This is a genomic window from Flavobacterium sp. HJ-32-4 (assembly GCF_022532105.1).
In the GTDB taxonomy this organism is placed as follows: domain Bacteria; phylum Bacteroidota; class Bacteroidia; order Flavobacteriales; family Flavobacteriaceae; genus Flavobacterium.
On the sequence record NZ_CP092832.1, the window covers coordinates 3,294,747 to 3,315,469 of the forward strand.

The window sequence follows — 20,723 nt, forward strand, 5'->3', positions numbered from 1 at the left end:
AAGTCTAGTCTGCGTTAAAAAATACTCAAAAAGACACTTCATGAAACATTGCTTACTGTTGTGGGTACTCGCCTTTGCCCTCCCGCTATCCGCCCAAAAAACCAGTAGTGTCACCGGAACCGTGACCGACAAAACAAAACAGCCCCTTTCCTATGTGACCATCTCCCTGAAACTCGACGGAAAAATCGTCACCGGTGGTATCACTGACGACAATGGTAAGTTCGAAATCCCCAACCTTGAGCCCAAAGCGTACACCGTAGACATCCAGTTCATGGGGTTTAAGACACAGACGCAAACCGCCGATCTTACCACACAGAGAACGGTTAACTTCACTATCGTCCTTGAAGAAGACGCGGTGGTGCTCAACGATGTTACCGTCGTAGCCGAACGTTCCACCATCGAACAAAAACTCGACCGCAAAGTCATCAATGTCGGTCGCGACCTCACTACCGCCGGTGCCACCGCTTCCGAGATCATGGGCAACATCCCGTCAGTCAATGTCGACCAGGATGGCAAAATATCCCTCCGCGGCAACGAAAACGTCCGTATCCTGGTAGATGGCCGTCCTACTAACATAGACGCCGCCACCCTGCTCAAACAGATTCCCTCTACTTCTATCAAGAAGATCGAACTCATTACCAACCCGAGCGCCAAATACAATCCGGAAGGCATGTCGGGTATCATCAACATCGTCCTTCACAAAAACGCAAACGACGGCTTCAACGCCAGCCTGAATACCGGCGTGACCGTAGCCGTGACGCCGAAGATCAACAACTCCCTCGACATGAATTTCCGCACCGGAAAGGTCAACTTCTTCGCTACCTACGGCAACAACTTCGGCAACCAGTTCAACGATGGCGAGGTCATCCGCGAAGACCAGGATAATAGCCAGGAGTTTGACATCGTCAACAAAAACAAAAGCCACCTGCTGAAAGGCGGTATGGATTTCTACATCGACGACCGCAATACCGTCTCCGCTTATACCACGCAGAACTTCGCGCGCGGCATCGGCTATATTGACAGCTTCTACGGTTTCCCGAATACGGCTGAAAATTATAGCAGCTATGATATCTACGACAGCCAGAACGACAACCAGATTTACAATACCGCCTACAAGCACCTGTTCAAGAAAGAAGGCGAAACCCTCGATGTCGAACTGAACTTCAACGAGTCAAAAGAGTTGCAGGATATCACCTTCAGCCCAACCGCAGCCAGCCCCATTGCGCCTTATAACGACTTCAAACGCGAAGTACGTGTCGGGAAAACGGCCAACGTCGACTATGTAAACCCACTAAGCGAGAAGTCGACGCTCGAAGTCGGCGCTGAAGCCCGCCTCATGCGTTCGTCTAACATCTTCCGCACTACTGGTGTCCTGATTCCGAACGCGGTTACTTCTTACGACTTCGATATCTATTCCGCCTATGCCACCTACGGCCAGCGGTTCGACAAGTTCAGCTACCAGATCGGGGCACGCTTCGAAAGCTACAAAGTGAAGGCCATCTACAACGGTAACACCGATTTCAAAGACGACTACATCACCGTTTACCCGTCCGCCTACCTCACCTATACGCCAAGCGAGAAAAACAGTTGGCAGATGAGCTACAGCCGACGTGTCGACCGTCCGAGCCTCGAACAGACCACGCGCCTGCCCGAGTTCAGTACGTCCCGTATCATCTCCGTCGGTAACCCAAGCCTCGACCCGCAGTTTACCAACTCGCTCGAAGTCAACTACACCCGCATGCTCGAAAAAGGATCACTAACCGCCGGTGTCTTTTTCCGCCTTATCAACGACGAGATCAGCCGGATCCTCTATCCTAATCCGTCCGACGAGGAAAACCGCCTCATCATGACATTCGACAACTTCCGCGACAACACCGCCTTCGGCTTCGAACTGTCTACCAACTACAAGCTCACCAAATGGTGGGATGTACAGCCGGCCATCGATTTCTCCAGCATCCGCCAGCGCGGAGTCGTGAGCATCCGCAACCTAACCACCGCAGACTTTGACCCAACCGAAGTCACTATCACGGCCAATGCCTTCAACGCGCGTATCAACAGTAACTTCAAAGCCACCAAACAACTCAGCTTCCTCTTGTTTGGCTTCTACCGCGGCGGCGTCAACGGCGTACAGAACGACAGCCGTGAAATGTATAAAGTCGACAGTGGCATGCGCTACAGCTTCCTCAGCGACAAAGCCAGCCTGAGCCTGCGCTTCAACGACATGTTCAACACCATGCGCTACGCCTTCGATGCCGAGCACCCCTACCCGTCACACGGCGCCTTCTACTGGGAAAGCCGCTCGCTCTTCATCAGCTTCAACTACCGTTTCGGCGCCGGAAAGAACCGCGCGCTGCAACGCCGCCAACGCGACGACAATACCAAACAGGGAGGCGGAGGCTTCTTCTAAAAAATGAAAGTCCGGATCACCATCCGGACTTTTTTATTTTGGGCGCGCCGGCGCATCGGCCAACTTCGTTTATCGAATGCTGGGGCGCCGTCAGGCTATCCGCTATAGCTTTTGGCGCTACTCCTTCAGAAACGGTCGTTACATAAATCAAATCGACTCCCTATTCACTATCCACAAGGCGCCAAAAGGCTGCCGCTCCTATCCTTCGCGCAGCAAATATCCTAAACCTGAAACCAACCGTTTCAAACAGCTAGATGCCTTCCGCGCGTTTTTTCCACTCGTTCAGGAGCTCTGCAAGTGCGGCAGGTTTGCGCCCGTAGGTATCGGGTAACGCCGCCTGGTTACCGGTCATCCCTTTGGCCAGCCGTTTACCAAAAGTGAACCTTTTGTGGCTTTCAACATAATCGAATACGACCATTTTCCGCAACCCAACGTGGCCCGAGCGGAACGATCCTACATCCTGCCACTTTGTAAAATGACTTCGGAACAGACTGGTTACCACGAAGCCCTCTGACGTGAGTTTCAAAGAAGCCGCACCCGGCCATAGTTGCACGAGACCTACCAGCAGGCAAAATCCGAAAAAGACGGTAGTGAGCCAGCTCATTAAGGGAGACTGCCCCATCATCCCAATGCCCATATACACAAAACCCGCACTAACGACAATCGTGAAAACACTGCCGTACTTCGCAGGTCGTAAAATCAACTCATTCGCATCCATAACTGGGTAGTAGATATCTTCCAAAAACACCAGAGGCCATCCCCCATTATCAATTATCAATTAACAATTATCAATTCTCCACTATCAACCATGAACCATGAACTATGAACTATCAACCAACACCTACCACCGAATAATCGCACTCGCCCACGTAAAGCCACTGCCGAAAGCCGCCAGCACCACGAGATCGCCGTCTTTTATTTTTCCGGCTTCCCATGCCTCGGTCAGCGCAATCGGAATCGAAGCCGCGGTCGTATTGCCATACCGCTGGATGTTGTTGAACACCTGGTCATCCCCCAACTGGAACTTCTGCTGGATGAACTGCGCGATCCGCAGGTTCGCCTGGTGGGGTATCAGCATGTTGATATCCGAAACGGAAAGGCCATTCGCCGCCAGTCCTTCGTTGATGACTTCCGCAAAACGCACCACCGCATTCTTAAACACGAACTGGCCGTTCATATACGGGTAATAACTTTCGTCATCCGGATTGGCATCCGCGATGATGTCGGTCACCCAACGTGCCCCCATTCCGGGCGCATTAAGGTATAATTCTTCTGCATGTGCACCTTCCGAATGCAGGTGGGTCGACAGGATACCTTTCGACAGGTCCTCCTCCCGCTTCAATACCGCGGCACCGGCTCCATCCCCGAAGATGACCGAGACGCCCCGGCCCCGTGTCGTCATGTCAAGTCCGACGGAATGCACCTCCGAACCGATCACCAATACTGTGCAGTACATGCCCGTCCGGATAAACTGGTCGGCCACCGATAAAGCATACACAAAACCCGAACACTGGTTGCGCACATCCAGCGCGCCAACCGTCCGGAGTCCGAGTTCTTTTTGTACTGCCACACCCGGTCCCGGAAAATAGTAATCCGGACTCAACGTCGCGAATACCACAAAGTCGATATCATCCGCCTTCACACTGGCACGCTCCATCGCAATCTTCGCGGCTTTCACACCCATCGAAGTCGTCGAATCCTGTCCGCGCACAATGTGGCGCCGCTGTTCGATGCCCGTTCGCTCACGGATCCACTCGTCGTTGGTATCCATGATCTTCGAGAGATCTTCATTCGTAACTACATTATCGGGAACATAGAAGCCGAGTCCGGCCATACGGGAATGATACATAACGTACTTTTTGATAAAATTCGACCCGTCCTTTTGCCAAACCGGCAAAAAGAACCGCTTGCAAGATACGGCTTTTGACGATGCCGTCGAAATACCCTACAACGGTTGTCCGACTGCCCAAAAATCATGACCTTCGTAAAAACCGCCCGAACCATGCGCTATCTTCTCCTTCTGGCCTTCAGCGCCGCCTGCTTTGCACAACCCCTATCGTCTACACAGGCGGCCCACCTGGCAACGCTGCCGATGAAGTGCCTGCAACAGGAGTACCCCAACAAAACCGGGCAGTTGCTGGCCAACAGCAGTGAAATCGCCGGACCTAAAGACCTGCATCCGGCTTTTTACGGGTGCTTCGACTGGCATTCGTCGGTGCACGGACACTGGAGCCTGGTGTACCTCCTCGCCCATTTTCCCCAACTCGAAGGCCGCGATGTCATCATCGGCAAATTGCAACAGAACCTCAGCCGTGAGAATATTGCCGTCGAAATAGCCTATCTCTCCCGCAAACACGAAAAATCGTTCGAACGTACCTATGGCTGGGCGTGGTTGCTCAAGCTCCAGCAGGAACTTGATACCGCTCCCGATTCGTATGCCGCGCCACTGGCAGCCAACCTGCGCCCGTTGACCGATACATTGGTGGCCCGCTATACCGAATTCCTGCCCAAACTGCTGTATCCCATCCGCGTCGGCACCCACAGCAATACCGCTTTCGGGTTGTCATTGGCATGGGATTACGCCGTCCATACCCAAAATAAGGCATTTCAAGACGTATTACGAACAGCCGCACTTCGCCTTTTCGGAGCCGATAAAGATGCCCCTTTTATTTGGGAACCCAGCGGCACCGACTTCCTCTCGCCCTGCCTCGAAGAAATCGGTATAATGCAACGCGTATTGCCGGAGCACGAGTTCCTCAAATGGATGAAAGCCTTTGCCCCCGTCCTGAAAAAGAAAGACTTCAAATGGGAGCCCGGAAAGGTGTCAGACCGAACCGATGGCCATCTGGTGCATCTAGACGGACTCAACTTTTCCCGCGCGTGGAACCTCTACCGGTTGGCGGCACAATACCCGCGGGCATACGGGCATCTCAGGTCCCTGGCCGACCTCCACATGGCTGCTTCCCTGCCCTCAGTCGTAGACGGGAATTACGAGGGCGAGCACTGGCTGGCTTCGTTTGCACTGCATGCGTTTGAAGAAAAAGGCGCTTCGTATTAACAAGCCGCCGTCGCCTGTGCCATTCCAAAAGTCCGGCCCGTAGGCAACCGTCGCGACTTTCCGTACCTTTGCGCCATGCCAAAGGAACTCCTGATACAGGTACCACCTGAAACCGCTGCCGATGCATCGGCCCTCAAATTGCATGTCGCACGGCACATCCGGATTTCGGAATCGCAAATCGATCATATCACCATCCTGAAACGGTCGATTGATGCGCGCCAACGGGCCATCAAAATCAACCTCAAGCTGCACGTTTTTGTAGACGGTGAGCCGTTCTCAGACGCGCTCATAGCCCTACCCGACTATCCCGACGTGTCGAACGCACCGGAAGTCTTGGTAATTGGCGCCGGACCCGCCGGACTCTTCGCCGCTTTGCGCCTCATCGAGTTGGGATGTCGACCAATCGTCATCGAGCGCGGAAAAGACGTAAGAGGACGTCGGCGCGACCTGAAAGCCATCAACCGTGACCATATCGTGGACGAAGATTCCAATTATTGTTTTGGCGAAGGCGGCGCGGGCACTTATTCCGATGGTAAACTCTACACCCGTTCCAAAAAACGCGGCGACATTGACCGCATCCTTCGGCTGCTGGTCGGATTTGGTGCGAGTGCTGACATATTGGTCGAGGCACATCCCCATATCGGCACCAACAAACTGCCCAAAATCATCGAAGACATACGCGAGAAGATCATCGAACGGGGCGGTAAAGTCCTTTTCGAAACCCGCATGACCGACCTGATTTTGGAAGGAGGGGCCGTGCGTGGCATCGTCACACAAAACGGCGAACGCATTGCCGCGAAAAGCCTGATCCTGGCAACCGGACACTCCGCCCGCGATGTATTTGAACTACTCCATCGGAAGAACATCCTTATCGAAGCCAAGCCCTTTGCATTGGGCGTACGCGCCGAGCATCCGCAAAGCCTCATCGACCAGATCCAATACAGTTGTGACTACCGGGGTGCCTTCCTGCCTCCGGCGCCGTATTCCATCGTCAAACAGGTCAACGGACGGGGTATGTATTCCTTCTGTATGTGTCCGGGAGGCGTCATCGCACCCTGCGCAACGAGTCCGGGCGAGGTCGTCACCAACGGTTGGTCGCCCTCAAAACGCGACCAGGCGACCGCCAATTCCGGCATCGTGGTGGAACTCCGCCTTGAAGACTTTGCGCCGTTTGCAAAAGAAGGACCGCTCGCTGGAGTGGCTTTCCAGCGCGACATCGAACAACGTGCATGGCGATTGGCAGGTGAAACCCAACGAGTGCCTGCCCAACGCATGGTCGACTTTTCAAAAGCAAAGGTATCGGCCGACATCCCGAAAACGTCTTACGTGCCGGGCACGACGTCTGTAGAGTTAGGGAATGTTTTCCCCGGTTTCCTTACCCAAACACTACGCCAGGGGTTTGCGGAATTCGGCAAGACCATGAGGGGCTATTTCACCAACGACGCCATCCTGCATGCCCCGGAATCGCGAACATCATCACCTGTTCGCATCCCCCGCGATCCCGACACACTCATGCACCCTGAAATAGCCGGACTCTACCCGTGCGGAGAAGGGGCAGGTTACGCCGGTGGCATCGTATCGGCCGCAATCGACGGCGAGAAATGCGCGTTCATGGTGGCGGCTTCGCTTGTCGGCGCAAAACCAATCTCTTAAACGAGCGTTAAACCTGTGGTGACGCCCGTCTGGCCCGTCAGTAAGCGTCCGTTTTTTCGTATTTTTACACGATGACGGAAGAACACGTAATCCTGGTCAATGAAAAGGACGAGCCTATTGGGCTGATGCCGAAGATGGAAGCACATGAAAAAGCGGTTTTGCACCGCGCCTTTTCCGTGTTTGTGCTCAATTCAAAAAACGAGGTCATGTTGCAGCAACGGGCCCGTGATAAATACCATTCCCCTTTGCTTTGGACCAATACCTGCTGTAGCCACCAGCGTGACGGCGAGTCGAATATCGAAGCCGGAACACGACGTTTATTCGAAGAAATGGGGTTCACCACCGAACTGCGCGAACTCTTCCATTTCATTTACAAAGCACCTTTTGACAACGGCCTTACTGAACACGAACTCGACCACGTCATGATCGGTCGCTACGATGGCGTGCCCCAGGTCAATCCGGCGGAAGTCGAAAGCTGGAAGTGGATGGATATTGAGTCGATCCGTACCGACATGACCGTACATCCGGAACGTTACACTGTTTGGTTCCGCATCATTTTTGACGAATTCTATCACTTCCTGGAAGAACACACTCTTTAACCGCCACACCACCGTGAAAGTAACTGTCTCCCGTCGCGCCCACTTTAATGCTGCCCATCGGCTTTACCGGCCTGATTGGTCAGACGAACGCAACAATGCAGTGTTCGGCAAGTGCAACAATCCGAACTTCCACGGGCACAATTACGAATTGATTGTGTCGGTGACGGGAGAGATTGATCCTGAAACGGGCTTTGTCATTGATGTCAAGGAACTTGCCGACCTTATCAAGGCATATGTCGAAAACGCCTTCGACCATAAAAACCTCAACCTCGACGTTGCCGATTTTCAATCCCTTAACCCAACGGCCGAGAACATTGCCGTGGTGATCTGGAACCGCCTCAGGCCGCATATTGCCGCCGATAAAGAGATGGAAGTGACCTTATATGAAACACCGCGCAACTTCGTTTCCTATCGGGGATTGTGATTTTTATAAGGAATTGACGGAATTGTAGTAGGACACTTCCGTCGGTTAGACGAAATTTGCGCGTAAAACACCGCGTATGGCCCTTCCGCTTTATCCGCTTACCTTCGCTCCCATCCTGAAAGAACGCATTTGGGGAGGTGAGAAACTGCGTACGTATCTCCACAAACCCATCGAATCCGCTATTACCGGCGAAAGCTGGGAACTGTCGGCTGTCAAAGGCGATGTCAGTGTCGTGGCAGACGGACCCTTGGCGGGACAACCGCTCGATGCCCTGATTGCCGAGCGTCCGGATGACCTACTCGGAACCAAGGTACACGCGCGATTCGGGGCCGAATTTCCCTTACTCTTCAAATACCTGGATGCACGCGAAGACCTGTCGATCCAGGTGCATCCCAATGATGAACTGGCGAAGGCCCGTCACAACTCATTCGGCAAAACCGAGATGTGGTATGTGATGCAAGCCGATCCGGGCGCGCGCATCATCGTAGGATTCAAGGAAAAGTCGAGTCCGGAAGCCTACCTCAATAGCTTAAAACACAATTCCATACTCGACCTACTCGACACCCGAACGGCACACAAAGGCGACGTTTTCTTTCTCAACACGGGCACTGTACACGCCATCGGGGCCGGTCTGGTCATTGCGGAAATACAACAGACCTCGGACATCACGTATCGCATCTACGATTTCGACCGCACCGATGCACATGGCAACCGTCGTGAACTCCACGTCGAACAGGCACTTGACGCCATTAACTACGACAAAACCGAGGCATTGCGCACGTATGACACAAAGCCGAATGTCGCCAACACGATGGTCGATTGTCCGTATTTTCAAACGAACTTCCTGCCTCTTGATGGGCAATTGGACGTGTCGAAATCCGGTGATTCCTTCACGGTGTATATGTGCACCGAAGGCGCGTTTTCGATTACTGTAGACGGAAACGAGTATCCGTATACCATGGGCAACACCGTATTGCTGCCGGCCGCATTGACCGACTTCCGTTTGTCCGGAACCGCCACGCTACTGGAAATTTCGGTGCCGTAGGCTGTCGTTCAAAAACTTATACGTACTTTTGCACCGAATTTTTAAACACAAGAAAATGGCAAGCGTTCGTAACCTTAAAAAAGACATTAACTACGTATTGGGCGATATCATCGAGGCCGTTTACCTGTATGAGCTGGCTACATCGGGAAAACCGAGCGTGGAAAGCAATGCCGTGATCGAAGAAGCCATCGTGGCGTTCGATACCTTGATCGCGAAAGTGAATGCTGTGAAGGGAAATGACAAAAAAGCGTCATTCAAAGCCATCAACGCGGAACTGGAAGAAACAGCCAACGCACTGGTAGCCAAAATCAACGCGCTACAGTAATAAAAAAAGCGGCTAAAAAACAGGCCTGACTTTTGGTTTTTTGGGAAGAGCCTGTATATTTGCACGTGTAAATGCCGGTGTAGCTCAGTTGGCCAGAGCAGTTGATTTGTAATCATCAGGTCGTGGGTTCGAATCCCTCCATCGGCTCAGCAAACCATCCTTGTGATGGTTTTTTTATGGACAAAAAAAGCCATCCTTTCCGGATGGCTTTTTGTTTTTACTGACCGGCTTTCAACCGCTCTTTGTAGTACTTTTCCAGTCGCTGTCCATACAGCGATTTCGCTACTTTCGGTGTCATCGAGGTACGGATGGTATCGAGGTATTTCAGGCTCACATCCGGGATGGCAGACAGCGCGACATAAGGCGCTACTTCCTGGTCGCGGTGGTTGACCGCAAAATTGACGGCATAGAGGTAGCGGCGCTTTAAATTCGACTCCGACACCTTTTCGAGGCTATCCAGACGCTCCGGTTTCCCGAGTCGCTGTGCACGGAGTTTCTCAACGATCAGGTTCGTATTCTGGTCGGTGAAACGACTGTCTACCTTACGGAATTCGTCATACAACGCATGGTTTTTCGACCCCGTAATCTTTGCATCGGCAAAAAAGGCATCGAGCGTCGTCTCGATGTTCATATTGCCCGGTTCAGCAAAAAAGGGCAGACGGTCATCAATTGAGTTGGTCGTGCCGCGGTCGAGTACGAGTACAAACATTTCCGGCGACGTGACATTCAGCCAGGTTTCAAAATGGGAATCATTGTCAATACGGATGCTATCCAATACGACCAATGACGTATCCACCTGTTTTTTGATATAAAGTGTTCCTTTCCCGAGTCCTTTGACATTTCCGGTGAGGTGCAGGTTTCCTTCTTTCTTCGTATCCTGGCACGCAACCAGCAACACCACGCCGGCCAGGGCCGCAACCAATCGTTTCATCTGTTTTGAGTTTGCGCAAAATAAAGAAAAAATCCCCAAAGCGCGGGCCTTGGGGATTTTACATTAGGGTGTTTTTTCACTATCCTTTCAACCAGGCATTGCGAAGCGCCTGTTTTTCGGCTCCGGAGGCGTTGTAGCCTTCCTCCTCGGTCGACGGAAGCACCACTTTTCCGGATACGGTTTTCTCTTCTGTACCGCGGCGGATCTTTAACGTAACCGCATCGCCTTCCTTCCAGCCTATACTTGCCATGACGAGGTCGTAAATATTATTGACGTTGTAGGCGGTGCCATTGGCTTCCAACAGCACGTCATTTCCTTCAATACCCAGGTTCTTGGCAAAGGCGTTATCAAGGCCCGGCAGGAAGTAAATCTCGCTCTTCGGATTCACCCCGATATACGGCGTCTGCATGTCTTTCAGCAGGGGCATCCCCTTCTTGTTGTATTTTCCTTTCACGACGCCCATTTTGGCGAAGTACTCACTATACGGGATCGGTGTTTCGCCCGCCACATACTTGTCAAGGAACGCGCCGACTTCCGGATACGTCATTTGCGTGATTTCGGCAAACAAAGCCTCGTCCTCAAACGGTTTTCCCGCGCCGTATTTGGCTGACAGGCGTTGCATCATGTCGAGGATACCCCGTTGTCCGTTGCTTTTCTCACGGATGATGATATCGATGCACATGCCGATAAGGGCCCCTTTCTCATATACGTTCTGGTATTGGTCTTTATACGGTTTCACCAATACGTTCTGGCTCATTTTCGTAAACGACATTTTGTCGTCCATGCGCGAGGCGTTTTCGATTTTACCGGTCATCCGGTCGAGGAACTCCTGCTCCGAAATCAATCCCTGGTTCACCTGGAACAAATTCGCAAAATACTCCGTTACGCCTTCGTACATCCAAAGGTGTTTCGACATCTTTGGCGCGTTGAAATCAAAATACTGGATTTCTTTTGAGTGGATGGTCAGCGGCGTTACAATGTGGAAAAATTCGTGTGACACGACGTCACGCAATTGCGCTCCAAGACCTTCCACACCCATCGATTCCGGCATCACGACAGTTGTACAGGTGGGGTGTTCAAGTGCCCCGAATCCTTTGGCATCCGTTTCCGAAAGCGTCGAAAGGTAAATAAGGATGCTGTATTTCTTGGTCGAATTGAAGTTTCCGAGGAAGGCTTTCTGCGCCGTCATCATCTCTTTCAAATCGGGGGTGATGGCCTCGGCGGTAATAGTGCCATTGGGTGAATACACCGCAATCAGGATATCCATGCCGTTGATTTGGAATTCGGTATGGTCAGGTGTGGAATACATAATCGGATTCTCGACGAGTTCCGCATACCGCGACACCGTAAAGCGATCTGCGGTTGGAGATGCATCGAGATCAGTCATCGACGTGGCGCCCCAAAGTCCGGCCGGATGCGATACCGTCATTTCATAAGGCGTTTCCATAAACTCCTTGAAATAGCCGACAAAGGCCTGGGTATTGACCAGGAAGTTCTTATTCGCGTCAATATTACTTCCCACCGGCGAAAAAATATCGTGTTTCCCTTCGATATCAAACGTGTCATTCACGAGATACGTAATCTTGGCGAGTTTTTTCGCGCCTACAATCGTCCAGGAATTCACATCGGTTTTTTCCACCACCAATGGCTTCCCGTCGGTTCCTACGGCTTTCAGGTCATCGATGTACTTTCCGAAATCGTCTTCCGAATACGTACCCGGAACGGTTTTGGGAATAAAATAGGTGATCTTGTCCGTGGCGATCTTGGGCACCGAAACGGTAACCTGTACTTTATCGTCGACCACATTCGTCAGATCCAGATTCGCTTTTAGGGCGTTTTGTGCAAAAGAGGCGACGCCCGTCAGCAGGACGACACACCACATCAAAGGTTTTGTCATATTGTTTCCGATTTGGGAGGTAAGACTACCAACCTTCGATATTGTTACGGCAGCGCGTCGTTTTTCGGTCTTATTTGACCTCGCGCGTAGGCGGTCGCTTCGGACGGAAGGGCATCTTCAGCAGTTCGGTGAGGCGGTTGTGCTCGCGTTCGTCGGGATGGGTGTCGATGCCATATACGACATCGGTGGCCGGAAGTTCGCGATAGGTCCCGAAGAGCCGGTCCCACAACGAAAAGATATTACCGTAATTCGAGTCGGTATAGGGTAAGCGATAATGGTGGTGCACTTTGTGCATATCAGGCGACACCAGCACAAACCGCAGCGTCTTATCCAACCACAGGGGCAATTGGATGTTGGCGTGGTTGAACTGCGAAAAAACAACAGACAACGATTGGTACATGAATACCATCCACATCGGCGCGCCCGCTAAAAACGTCCCGACGATCGTAAACGCAAATCGGATCACGCTTTCGCCCGGATGGTGCCGGTTGGCCGACGTAGTATCGAGCCAGGTATCGGTGTGGTGTATGAGATGGAAACGCCACAGCACGCTCACTTTATGCTCTGCAAGGTGGGCAAAGTAGGCTCCGAAGAGATCGAGTATCATGAGTCCGGCCAACGTATACAGCCACAACGGTAAGTCAGATAAGAGGTTCAACACTCCGATTTCATGAGCGGCGGCCCATTCCGCGGTTTGCAGCAACAGGAACGCCATGACAAAATTGACGACGATGGTTGTGGCCGTAAAGAAGAAATTGATGCCCGCATGCTGCCATTTGCTGTAGGAAAAGGAGGCAAACGGACGTGCATTCTCAATCAGCCAGAAAAAGGTAATCCCCCCGGCCAGGATGAGGGCGCGGTGCCAGGACGGAATGGTCTCGAAATACTGTACGATGGTTTCCATGATTATAAAGGAAAATGAACGATAAAGGTACTGCCGGATTGGCCGTCGCTTTCCACGGTGATCTTACCGCCGAGCGCCTCAACCTGTGTTTTGGTCATAAAAAGGCCAATTCCTTTCGCATCGGTGTTTCGATGGAAAATCTGCCGCATGCCAAAAATTTTATGCCCGTATTTCGAAAGGTCGATGCCAAGGCCATTGTCTTTCACCGTCAGTTTGACGTAATGGGTGAGTTTCTCGGTGCGGATCTCGATGAGGGGTTTGCGATCCGGATGACTGTATTTCAAGGCGTTGCTGACCAGGTTTTGTAGTATACTCTCAGCATAAATCTTCGGGAAGCGGATAAATGGCGCGCGGTCAAATTCAGATATAACCTGTGCCTCTTTTTCCAGTATTTGTCCCTGCAACGTCGCACAGACGTGCTGGCACATATCGCTCAATGCCACTTGCTCACGCTCGATGCCCGTATTGTTCTTGATATGGAGTACGTCAATAAGTTCGTTAAGCGTTTCATTGAGATTGACCGATACCTTCTTCAGCATTTCAAATACGGTTCGGTAATCGTCAATCGTACTGTCATCGTTGATGATATCGACCAATGACGAAATGTTGGCCGCCGGCGACCGCAGGTTGTGCGAGGTGATGTTGGCAAAATCGTTGAGTTGGCGGTTCTGCATGGCCATTTTATGCGTCATTTTGCGTTGCATGTGGATACTCCGCACCGTCTGCACCGTGGTGCGTCGGATCTGCAGGTAGCCAAAGACCACCAACCCGAACGTACAGATGACAAAAATGATGAACAGGCTGTCGCGAACCCGGACGTTATGGTCGATTTCTTCCAGACGTTTCGCCAGTTGTTGCTGTTGTTGGCGTTGGTATTTGATGATGAACACCCGAATCTTGTCCATCAGTTCCTTGCCTCTTCCCGACGCAATGATTGTAGTGGCAGCCTCTTCACCTACCAATCGACGCGCTTCCACAATAGAGGCTGAAATACGCTGTTTTTCACCAATCATCTGTTTGAGCGCCTCTACTTCCCGCACGTCGCCATGAATCGATTGGGAGAGATCGTGGAGCGAATCAACCAACACCTCAAGGTCGCGGTTACCCAGTTTATAGAGATTGAGGAATTTCTCCTGTCCCGTGATGGTATACCCACGTGAAGACGTTTCGATACTCACCGTACTGGTCAATATCTTATCGAGCACCGTGCAGATTTCGTTCGTCTCCATAATCGTCGAACGGTTCTGTTGTACGGTACGGGCCGTGGCAAAGATGGCATAAAACAGCGCTACGAACAAGACACCGCCAACGGCAAATGACAGGTCGATTTTGGTCAGCAGGGAAAACTTCCGCATAGAAAAGAACAACGGTTTCGTCGCTAAAGGTACGTTTTTTCTTAAGAATGTGACAAATAATTCCCTGATAACCAGAAACCGGATGGGTTATTTCAGGATACGGAAGGTAAGGTTGATCCGCGGCCCTGTCGGGCGGGCCGTTTTCGGTATCTGGTGTTTCCAGAAATGCTGTGTCGTGCCGCCCATTAGCAACAGGCTTCCGTGCTCAAGCCGCAGTTTTAGTGCCTGTGAAGCATCTTGGTTGTGTCGCAGGTGAAACATCCGTTCCGCCCCTAAGCTCACCGATGCGATAAGCGGGTCGCGGCCCAGCTCGCGCTCGTTATCGGCGTGCCATCCGTTACTGTCGCGGCCGTCGCGGTAGAGGTTGAGCAATACTGTCGTAAAGCGGTCAGCACACACCTGTTCGACGGCTTCCTTTATAAACATCAGGGCCGGTGTCCAGGCGTGCGGGTGCATGACGATGTTGCTGTAGGCGTAGGGTTTTCCTTCATTGCCATAAAGGGCGGTGAGTCGTGGCTGTGGATGGCTTTTCCCAAATACCACAATATCATCCTGTTGCCAGGCCGTGTTTTCCAAAAGGAAAGAAAACAGTTCATCCGCCTTGTCGTGGGTAAAGAAAGAAGGATAGTAGGTTACCTCCGCATCGCGCAGGTCAAACCGAACGGGCGTCCTTTCTTCCTCAAACAACAACACGGCTATTCTTTTTTTCGAAGGTACGGAAGATTGAGTAATACAATCGCCGCCAATATCAGCACGATGCCCAGCCATTGCGACGGTTGCACGGTTTCATGCAGCAAGACCCATGCCATCGTGACCGAAACGGGCAATTCGAGGGAAGCCACGATACTGCCGGGGCCGATACCCGCCTTCGGAAAGCCCGCGTTCAACAACAGCGGCGGAATGATGGTACCGAATACCGCGATGGCGAGTCCGTAGGTCAGGAAAATACCCATTTGGAAAGGCCCGGTTTGTGTGAAAAGGGCGGCCGAAAAAACGATGACCGCTCCACCTGCCAACATCCAGAGACTGCGTTGTGCAGCCGATACGCCCAACGCGACTTTATTGGCCGTGAACATGGTGGTGGTAAAGGAGGCAGCAGCCAACATACCCCATACGATACCCCTCCAGTCGGGAAACACCTCGGTATCGAGGAGATTGGCGGCCAACACGGTTCCGGCAAGCACCACGGCCACCGCCGTAACACGACCGAGAGAAGGCAGCCGCTGGGTGAGCAGGGCTTCAAGCACCACCCCCATCCAGACCGTTTGCATCAGCAATACAATCGCGACCGACACGGGGATATATTTTACGGCGATATAATAGAACAGGCTTGTAAACCCCATCGATGTACCCGCCAGCAGCAACGAAAACGTCTGCCGTCTGGTCGCCGCGACGGTTTCCGTTTTTCGACTCCGCATGAACAGGTTAATAAGGCCCAAACCGAGCAATCCGATCACAAACTGCGATACGGTAACTTCCGCAGTCGTGTATCCCTCGCCATAAGCCAACTTCACAAAAGTGGCCAGCATGCCGTAGCTGGTGGCACCCAGCGCCACAAATCCTATTCCCTTTAAAAATTCCCTGTTTCCCATAGTGTCGTAAGCGGGCGCAAAGATACGGAATCGTAACCGTGTACCGCGCCCCACCTAAAATAAAGCCCTCGTTCCAACGTTTGCACTGCTAACCGGCATCACAGCCTGAAACCCATGCCTATGCGCTACCTACCCCTACTCCTGTTTGTACTTTGTTGCGGAAAGCCTGCAGAAGAACCTGCGAAACTGAAAACCGAGTACATACGGGTCCACAACGAAGCACGCACGTTTTGCGAGAAGCAGGGCATGAACACCGACTACTATTTTCTCGTCGACCTGAGCGTGCATTCCGGGAAACCGCGGTTCTTCATATACGACTTCGCTCGCGGCACAATCGTCGACCAAAACCTCGTCACGCATGGTGCCTGCGATGTGACGCCCAATCCAACGAAATGGGAAACCGCACGGTTCAGCGATCAACCCGACAGCCATTGTTCGGCCAAAGGGAAGTACAAGATTGGAAAACGCGACTATAGCGGCTGGGGTATCCACGTGAAATACTGGCTGCACGGACTCGAAGCCTCCAACCGAAGTGCCGAGGAACGGGTGATCGTATTGCATTCGTGGTCGGCCGTAAAAGACGGGGAAACCTATCCAACCTACAGTCCTCTGAGTTGGGGATGCCCGGCCGTTTCGGATGCCTTCATGCGGAAGCTGGATGCGCGACTGAAGCAATCCCGTAAACCGGTTCTTTTGTGGATTATCGGCTGACTACTACTCCCCCTCTTCCAAAAGATCGCTCAAATGCACCCTCAGCGCCCGCACCGAAATACTGATCTCCCAGAACGAAATGCCCAGCGACACCAGCAGGCTCAAGAGGCTCACGCCAAACAGCACGATGCCTGCAAACGGCTGTTTAAAGAACAGCAGCAACATGGCAAACACCGACAAAAACAGGCTCATTACGCCGAACATCTGCATATAACGGATCAACGTCAATCGCAGGTTTAGGTTCCTGATCTCCAACAGGATACTCCGGTTCCGCTTTTCATCGTAATGTTTCTTCAGTCCACGGATGATCTGCGCGATCGTCAGGAAACGATTCGTATACGCCAGTAAAATCAACGACGTGGCAGAAAAAAGCAGGGCGGGTGTTTCGATGGCGAGGGTCATGAGGGAGGGGTTAGGAATTAGGAGTTAGGTGTTGGGTGTTGGGAGTTGTGTGTAACGAAGATACCTCATTCTCTTTATCCTACAAAAAAGCCACCTTGCGGTGGCCTTCTTTATTTGATCAGTTCGAAACTGCGTTTCACGAATGCGGTGAGTTCTTCGCCTTTCAGGAGTCCCTGCGCGATCTTCGCCAGGTCGAGTGCCTGTTTGACCAGGCCTTCGCGCACCGTCTCGTCTTCGGTTGACAGGATGGTCGTCGCCAGGTCGCTGTTCGTGTTCACCACAAGGTTATACATATCGGGGAAGTTGCCCATCCCGAACATGCCACCGCCACCGGTTTGGCTCATTTCCTTCATCCGGCGCATAAACTCCGGCTGCGTGATCAGGAACGGTGCCGCCTGGCTGTCGAGTGCTTCGAGTTGAACGGTGTAGCCCGGAGTAGGCACGACTTTTTCTACCGCCGACTTGAGTTGTTCTTTTTCCTCATCTGACAACTTCGAAATGGCCGCGTCGTCTTTCTTGATCAGGTTGTCAACGTGATCGGCATCAACGCGAACGAACGTGATGTCAGAGTTGTCGCCTTCCAGTTTCTGGATAAGGTGCGACACAATCGGCGAGTCGAGCAACAGCACTTCATACCCCTTGTCTTTCGCCGCAGCAATATACGCGTGCTGCGTTTCTTTATTTCCGGCATACAACAAGACGATCTTACCGTTTTTGTCGGTCTGGTTTTCCTTGACTTTCTCTTTTAGTTCCTCCAGCGTAAAGTACGAGCCGTCCACCGTCGGGTAGAGCGCAAAAGCCCCCGCCTTCTCATAGAACTTGTCTTCTGAAAGCATGCCATATTCCAATACGATCTTGATATCGTTCCATTTCGCTTCGAAATCCGCGCGGTTCTCGTTGAAGAGCGATTTCAGTTTGTCGGCGACTTTACGGGTGATGTAATTCGAGATTTTCTTCACATTGCCATCGGCCTGAAGGTACGAACGCGATACGTTCAGCGGGATATCCGGTGAATCGATCACGCCTTTAAGCATCGTAAGGAATTCCGGCACGATACCTTCTACATTATCGGTAACGAATACCTGGTTTTGGTAGAGTTGGATGCGGTCTTTCTGTATTTGGAGGTTTTCACCCAGCTTCGGGAAATAGAGGATACCGGTCAGGTTGAACGGGTGGTCTACGTTCAGGTGGATGTGGAAGAGCGGCTCGTCAAACTGCATCGGATACAATTCGCGGTAGAACGACTTATAGTCCTCTGGCGTGAGATCGGTTGGCTGCTTCGTCCAGGCCGGCTCAGGGTTGTTGATGATGTTGTCTGTCTCGACGGTTTCAGCAACGTAATCGTCTCCGGCATCTTCCGGCTTCGGAAGGGTTTCTGTGCGGGTTCCGAATTTGATCGGCACCGGCATGAATTTATTGTACTTGCGAAGAAGTTCCGAAATGCGGTGCTCTTCCAGGAACTCGGTCGAATCGTCGGCGATGTGCAGGATGATTTCCGTTCCGCGATCGGTTTTGTCAGACGGCACCAGGGTGAATTCCGGGCTGCCATCACAGGTCCAGTGGGCCGCAGGTTCGTCTTTAAACGACTTGGTGATGATCTCTACCTTCTCGGCGACCATAAAAGCCGAATAGAAACCAAGTCCGAAATGACCGATGATACCCGCATCCCTCCCTGCTTCTTTGTATTTGTCAAGGAATTCTTCCGCGCCGGAGAACGCCACCTGGTTGATGTATTTCTCTACTTCATCCGCCGTCATACCGATACCCTGGTCGATGATGTGCAGTTTTTTAGCGTCTTTGTCGATCCTGACTTCGATGATCGGATGCCCATACTCAACCTTTGCCTCACCGATGCGTGTCAGGTGACGGAGTTTAAGGGTAGCGTCGGTGGCATTCGAAACCAGCTCCCGCAAAAAGATCTCGTGGTCGCTGTAAAGGAATTTCTTGATTAGGGGAAAGATGTTCTCTACCGAAACGTTGATTTTTCCTGTTGTCATGAGTCGTGCTTTTATGGATTTGCCCGCGGCCTGCAAAAGGAATACCACACCCGTGGAAAATGACAAATTGTCGGTTTAATGCCATTTGAAAGAAAAATAGGTAATTGTACAAGTCGAATTTCGAAAACCGAAGTATTTTTGCAGGATAAACCCATTATTCGCACACATGAAAAAAGCAGTAGTATTCCTGCTTCTGGCGGCTGCGGCCGTTAGCTGCAAATCCACTTCGGCTACCAGTACCAAACTTGACAACAAATCCGAGCGCGGACTCAGCGGCGACTGGACACTGACGTCGGTCTCCTATCCGGGATCGGAGTATATCCGTGTTTTCTCTTTGGGACTCGCCGACTCGAAGTGCTTCGAAGGAAGTTCGTGGCATCTTGTCTCCAATAACAATAAAGGAACCATGTCGCTCGCCGGCGGTGCCAATTGCGCAGCCTTCGACTCGCCCATCACCTGGTTCGTCAACAAAGAAGGACAGTTCGTGCTGAAAGTATTGAACGCAGGCGAGAAAGCCCGTAAAGTGCGTGACGGTTATGTATTGTCAATGGCCAACCAAACCCCTACCTCTTTCCAGTTGGTAGACCGGGTAGACGTAGCCGGCAAAATGACCGAAGTCGTATACCAATTCCAAAAACGCTAACCTTATCCCATTACCATGAAAAAAATAACAACGATAGCCCTTTCGCTCGCATTCGTCGGAAGCGGCCTTTTGACCGGTTGTGAAGCCGTCAAGAACACGAACAATACCCAACGTGGTGCCGCCATCGGTGCCGTGGGCGGGGCCGTCATCGGAGGCGTGCTGGGCAACAACGTCGGAAAAGGCGGAAAAGGAGCCCTTGGCGCCGTCATCGGTGGTGTCGTAGGCGGTGTGGCCGGTGGTATCATCGGCAACAAAATGGACAAACAGGCACGTGAAATCGACAACGCCGTACCTGGTGCAGAAGTAGAACGCGTAGGGGAAGGCATCAAGCTGACACTGAAAGAAAATGCCGTCCGCTTCGATGTCAATAAGTCGACGCTGACACCTACCGCCAAAGCGAACCTCGACAAACTGGTGACCGTTTTCAATACGTATCCGGATACCGACATCGTCATTTACGGGTATACCGACAGCACCGGTCCGGATGACTATAACCTGACCCTTTCACAGCAACGTGCCGCCTCGGTCAAGGCCTATCTGGCGTCAAAAGGCATCAACGCCGCCCGTATCCAGACAACCGGTATGGGAGAAGCCGATCCAATTGCCACCAATGACACCAAAGACGGACAAGCGCAGAACCGTCGGGTAGAATTCGCTATCACGGCCAACGAGAAAATGAAGGCCGACGCAGCGAAGGAAGCAGCGAAGAACTAATTACAACATACATCCAATGAAGAAGACAGCCCGAAACGGCTGTCTTTTTTATTGCGTCCTCCTTAA

The 20,723-nt window shown here is 52.1% G+C and carries 20 protein-coding genes and 1 tRNA gene; 11 read left to right on the top strand and 10 right to left on the bottom strand.

All coding sequences use genetic code 11. From position 1 onward, the window contains the following. The first annotated feature begins 40 nt into the window (after positions 1-40). Positions 41-2,407 carry a TonB-dependent receptor domain-containing protein gene (locus MKO97_RS14105; protein ID WP_241103853.1) on the top strand — a complete coding sequence of 789 codons (2,367 nt, stop codon included), beginning with the start codon at positions 41-43 and terminating at the stop codon, positions 2,405-2,407. 250 nt (positions 2,408-2,657) lie between these two features. Here MKO97_RS14105 and MKO97_RS14110 read toward each other — a convergent pair whose 3' ends face one another. Together MKO97_RS14110 and MKO97_RS14115 are read right to left on the bottom strand one after the other, a co-directional pair. Next, positions 2,658-3,125 carry a hypothetical protein gene (locus tag MKO97_RS14110; protein ID WP_241103854.1) on the bottom strand — a complete coding sequence of 156 codons (468 nt, stop codon included), beginning with the start codon at positions 3,123-3,125 and terminating at the stop codon, positions 2,658-2,660. Positions 3,126-3,248: 123 nt separating this feature from the next. Beyond that, positions 3,249-4,256 carry a 3-oxoacyl-ACP synthase III family protein gene (locus MKO97_RS14115; RefSeq protein ID WP_241103855.1) on the bottom strand — a complete coding sequence of 336 codons (1,008 nt, stop codon included), beginning with the start codon at positions 4,254-4,256 and terminating at the stop codon, positions 3,249-3,251. A gap of 126 nt (positions 4,257-4,382) precedes the next feature. Between MKO97_RS14115 and MKO97_RS14120 the strand changes: the two genes are divergently transcribed. The 7 genes from MKO97_RS14120 to MKO97_RS14150 all read left to right on the top strand — a co-directional run bounded on the left by MKO97_RS14120 (position 4,383) and on the right by MKO97_RS14150 (position 9,658). Beyond that, positions 4,383-5,465 (top strand): DUF2891 domain-containing protein, encoded by a 1,083-nt coding sequence (locus MKO97_RS14120; RefSeq protein ID WP_241103856.1) that lies wholly within the window; start codon positions 4,383-4,385, stop codon positions 5,463-5,465. A 75-nt stretch (positions 5,466-5,540) separates the two neighbouring features. Beyond that, positions 5,541-7,118 (top strand): NAD(P)/FAD-dependent oxidoreductase, encoded by a 1,578-nt coding sequence (locus MKO97_RS14125; protein ID WP_241103857.1) that lies wholly within the window; start codon positions 5,541-5,543, stop codon positions 7,116-7,118. A gap of 71 nt (positions 7,119-7,189) precedes the next feature. Next, the gene (gene idi, locus MKO97_RS14130; protein ID WP_241103858.1) at positions 7,190-7,717 is read left to right on the top strand and encodes an isopentenyl-diphosphate Delta-isomerase; all 528 of its coding nucleotides are present in this window, start codon (positions 7,190-7,192) and stop codon (positions 7,715-7,717) included. Between the two features lie 13 nt (positions 7,718-7,730). Continuing rightward, positions 7,731-8,141, top strand: coding sequence for a 6-carboxytetrahydropterin synthase (locus tag MKO97_RS14135; protein WP_241103859.1), 411 nt, complete (start codon positions 7,731-7,733; stop codon positions 8,139-8,141). A gap of 76 nt (positions 8,142-8,217) precedes the next feature. Next, positions 8,218-9,186: a type I phosphomannose isomerase catalytic subunit gene (locus MKO97_RS14140; RefSeq protein WP_241103860.1), complete on the top strand. Its 969-nt coding sequence runs from the start codon at positions 8,218-8,220 to the stop codon at positions 9,184-9,186. 55 nt (positions 9,187-9,241) lie between these two features. Then, positions 9,242-9,511, top strand: a complete 270-nt coding sequence (locus MKO97_RS14145; RefSeq protein ID WP_241103861.1) for a hypothetical protein — start codon at positions 9,242-9,244, stop codon at positions 9,509-9,511. A gap of 73 nt (positions 9,512-9,584) precedes the next feature. After that, positions 9,585-9,658 (top strand) — tRNA-Thr (locus tag MKO97_RS14150). A 70-nt stretch (positions 9,659-9,728) separates the two neighbouring features. Here MKO97_RS14150 and MKO97_RS14155 read toward each other — a convergent pair. The 6 genes from MKO97_RS14155 to MKO97_RS14180 all read right to left on the bottom strand — a co-directional run bounded on the left by MKO97_RS14155 (position 9,729) and on the right by MKO97_RS14180 (position 16,190). Further along, positions 9,729-10,442, bottom strand: a complete 714-nt coding sequence (locus MKO97_RS14155; protein ID WP_241103862.1) for a DUF4369 domain-containing protein — start codon at positions 10,440-10,442, stop codon at positions 9,729-9,731. Positions 10,443-10,521: 79 nt separating this feature from the next. Next, complete coding sequence (locus MKO97_RS14160) at positions 10,522-12,339, bottom strand: peptidase M61 (RefSeq protein ID WP_319800051.1); 1,818 nt, start codon at positions 12,337-12,339, stop codon at positions 10,522-10,524. 70 nt (positions 12,340-12,409) lie between these two features. Next, the gene (locus MKO97_RS14165; RefSeq protein WP_241103863.1) at positions 12,410-13,243 is read right to left on the bottom strand and encodes a sterol desaturase family protein; all 834 of its coding nucleotides are present in this window, start codon (positions 13,241-13,243) and stop codon (positions 12,410-12,412) included. Positions 13,244-13,245: 2 nt separating this feature from the next. Continuing rightward, complete coding sequence (locus tag MKO97_RS14170; RefSeq protein ID WP_241103864.1) at positions 13,246-14,598, bottom strand: CHASE3 domain-containing protein; 1,353 nt, start codon at positions 14,596-14,598, stop codon at positions 13,246-13,248. Positions 14,599-14,685: 87 nt separating this feature from the next. Then, entirely contained in the window at positions 14,686-15,291 is a 606-nt protein-coding gene (locus MKO97_RS14175) for an alpha-ketoglutarate-dependent dioxygenase AlkB (protein WP_319800050.1), read from the bottom strand. 2 nt (positions 15,292-15,293) lie between these two features. Continuing rightward, positions 15,294-16,190 carry a DMT family transporter gene (locus MKO97_RS14180; protein ID WP_241103865.1) on the bottom strand — a complete coding sequence of 299 codons (897 nt, stop codon included), beginning with the start codon at positions 16,188-16,190 and terminating at the stop codon, positions 15,294-15,296. A 120-nt stretch (positions 16,191-16,310) separates the two neighbouring features. On the opposite strand from MKO97_RS14180, the gene MKO97_RS14185 reads away from it, so the two are divergent. Beyond that, entirely contained in the window at positions 16,311-16,901 is a 591-nt protein-coding gene (locus MKO97_RS14185) for a murein L,D-transpeptidase catalytic domain-containing protein (protein ID WP_241103866.1), read from the top strand. A gap of 3 nt (positions 16,902-16,904) precedes the next feature. Here the strand turns inward: MKO97_RS14185 and MKO97_RS14190 are convergent, their stop codons facing one another. Continuing rightward, complete coding sequence (locus MKO97_RS14190) at positions 16,905-17,303, bottom strand: DUF2721 domain-containing protein (RefSeq protein ID WP_241103867.1); 399 nt, start codon at positions 17,301-17,303, stop codon at positions 16,905-16,907. Positions 17,304-17,413: 110 nt separating this feature from the next. Then, on the bottom strand, positions 17,414-19,300 hold the full coding sequence (gene htpG, locus MKO97_RS14195) for a molecular chaperone HtpG (RefSeq protein ID WP_241105537.1): 1,887 nt from the start codon (positions 19,298-19,300) through the stop codon (positions 17,414-17,416). A 166-nt stretch (positions 19,301-19,466) separates the two neighbouring features. Between htpG and MKO97_RS14200 the strand changes: the two genes are divergently transcribed. After that, positions 19,467-19,943: a lipocalin family protein gene (locus MKO97_RS14200; RefSeq protein WP_241103868.1), complete on the top strand. Its 477-nt coding sequence runs from the start codon at positions 19,467-19,469 to the stop codon at positions 19,941-19,943. Between the two features lie 15 nt (positions 19,944-19,958). Continuing rightward, entirely contained in the window at positions 19,959-20,657 is a 699-nt protein-coding gene (locus MKO97_RS14205; RefSeq protein WP_241103869.1) for an OmpA family protein, read from the top strand. Positions 20,658-20,723: the final 66 nt, after the last annotated feature.

Bases quoted from the DNA above. Each gene is read 5' to 3' on its own strand.
- MKO97_RS14105 (WP_241103853.1), top strand. From the start codon at position 41: ATGAAACATTGCTTACTGTTGTGGGTACTCGCCTTTGCCCTCCCGCTA.
- MKO97_RS14110 (WP_241103854.1), bottom strand. From the start codon at position 3,125: ATGGATGCGAATGAGTTGATTTTACGACCTGCGAAGTACGGCAGTGTT.
- MKO97_RS14185 (WP_241103866.1), top strand. From the start codon at position 16,311: ATGCGCTACCTACCCCTACTCCTGTTTGTACTTTGTTGCGGAAAGCCT.
- htpG (WP_241105537.1), bottom strand. From the start codon at position 19,300: ATGACAACAGGAAAAATCAACGTTTCGGTAGAGAACATCTTTCCCCTA.
- MKO97_RS14145 (WP_241103861.1), top strand. From the start codon at position 9,242: ATGGCAAGCGTTCGTAACCTTAAAAAAGACATTAACTACGTATTGGGC.
- MKO97_RS14155 (WP_241103862.1), bottom strand. From the start codon at position 10,442: ATGAAACGATTGGTTGCGGCCCTGGCCGGCGTGGTGTTGCTGGTTGCG.
- MKO97_RS14180 (WP_241103865.1), bottom strand. From the start codon at position 16,190: ATGGGAAACAGGGAATTTTTAAAGGGAATAGGATTTGTGGCGCTGGGT.
- MKO97_RS14190 (WP_241103867.1), bottom strand. From the start codon at position 17,303: ATGACCCTCGCCATCGAAACACCCGCCCTGCTTTTTTCTGCCACGTCG.
- MKO97_RS14160 (WP_319800051.1), bottom strand. From the start codon at position 12,339: ATGACAAAACCTTTGATGTGGTGTGTCGTCCTGCTGACGGGCGTCGCC.
- MKO97_RS14115 (WP_241103855.1), bottom strand. From the start codon at position 4,256: ATGTATCATTCCCGTATGGCCGGACTCGGCTTCTATGTTCCCGATAAT.
- MKO97_RS14125 (WP_241103857.1), top strand. From the start codon at position 5,541: ATGCCAAAGGAACTCCTGATACAGGTACCACCTGAAACCGCTGCCGAT.
- MKO97_RS14200 (WP_241103868.1), top strand. From the start codon at position 19,467: ATGAAAAAAGCAGTAGTATTCCTGCTTCTGGCGGCTGCGGCCGTTAGC.
- MKO97_RS14205 (WP_241103869.1), top strand. From the start codon at position 19,959: ATGAAAAAAATAACAACGATAGCCCTTTCGCTCGCATTCGTCGGAAGC.
- MKO97_RS14165 (WP_241103863.1), bottom strand. From the start codon at position 13,243: ATGGAAACCATCGTACAGTATTTCGAGACCATTCCGTCCTGGCACCGC.
- MKO97_RS14140 (WP_241103860.1), top strand. From the start codon at position 8,218: ATGGCCCTTCCGCTTTATCCGCTTACCTTCGCTCCCATCCTGAAAGAA.
- MKO97_RS14120 (WP_241103856.1), top strand. From the start codon at position 4,383: ATGACCTTCGTAAAAACCGCCCGAACCATGCGCTATCTTCTCCTTCTG.
- MKO97_RS14170 (WP_241103864.1), bottom strand. From the start codon at position 14,598: ATGCGGAAGTTTTCCCTGCTGACCAAAATCGACCTGTCATTTGCCGTT.
- idi (WP_241103858.1), top strand. From the start codon at position 7,190: ATGACGGAAGAACACGTAATCCTGGTCAATGAAAAGGACGAGCCTATT.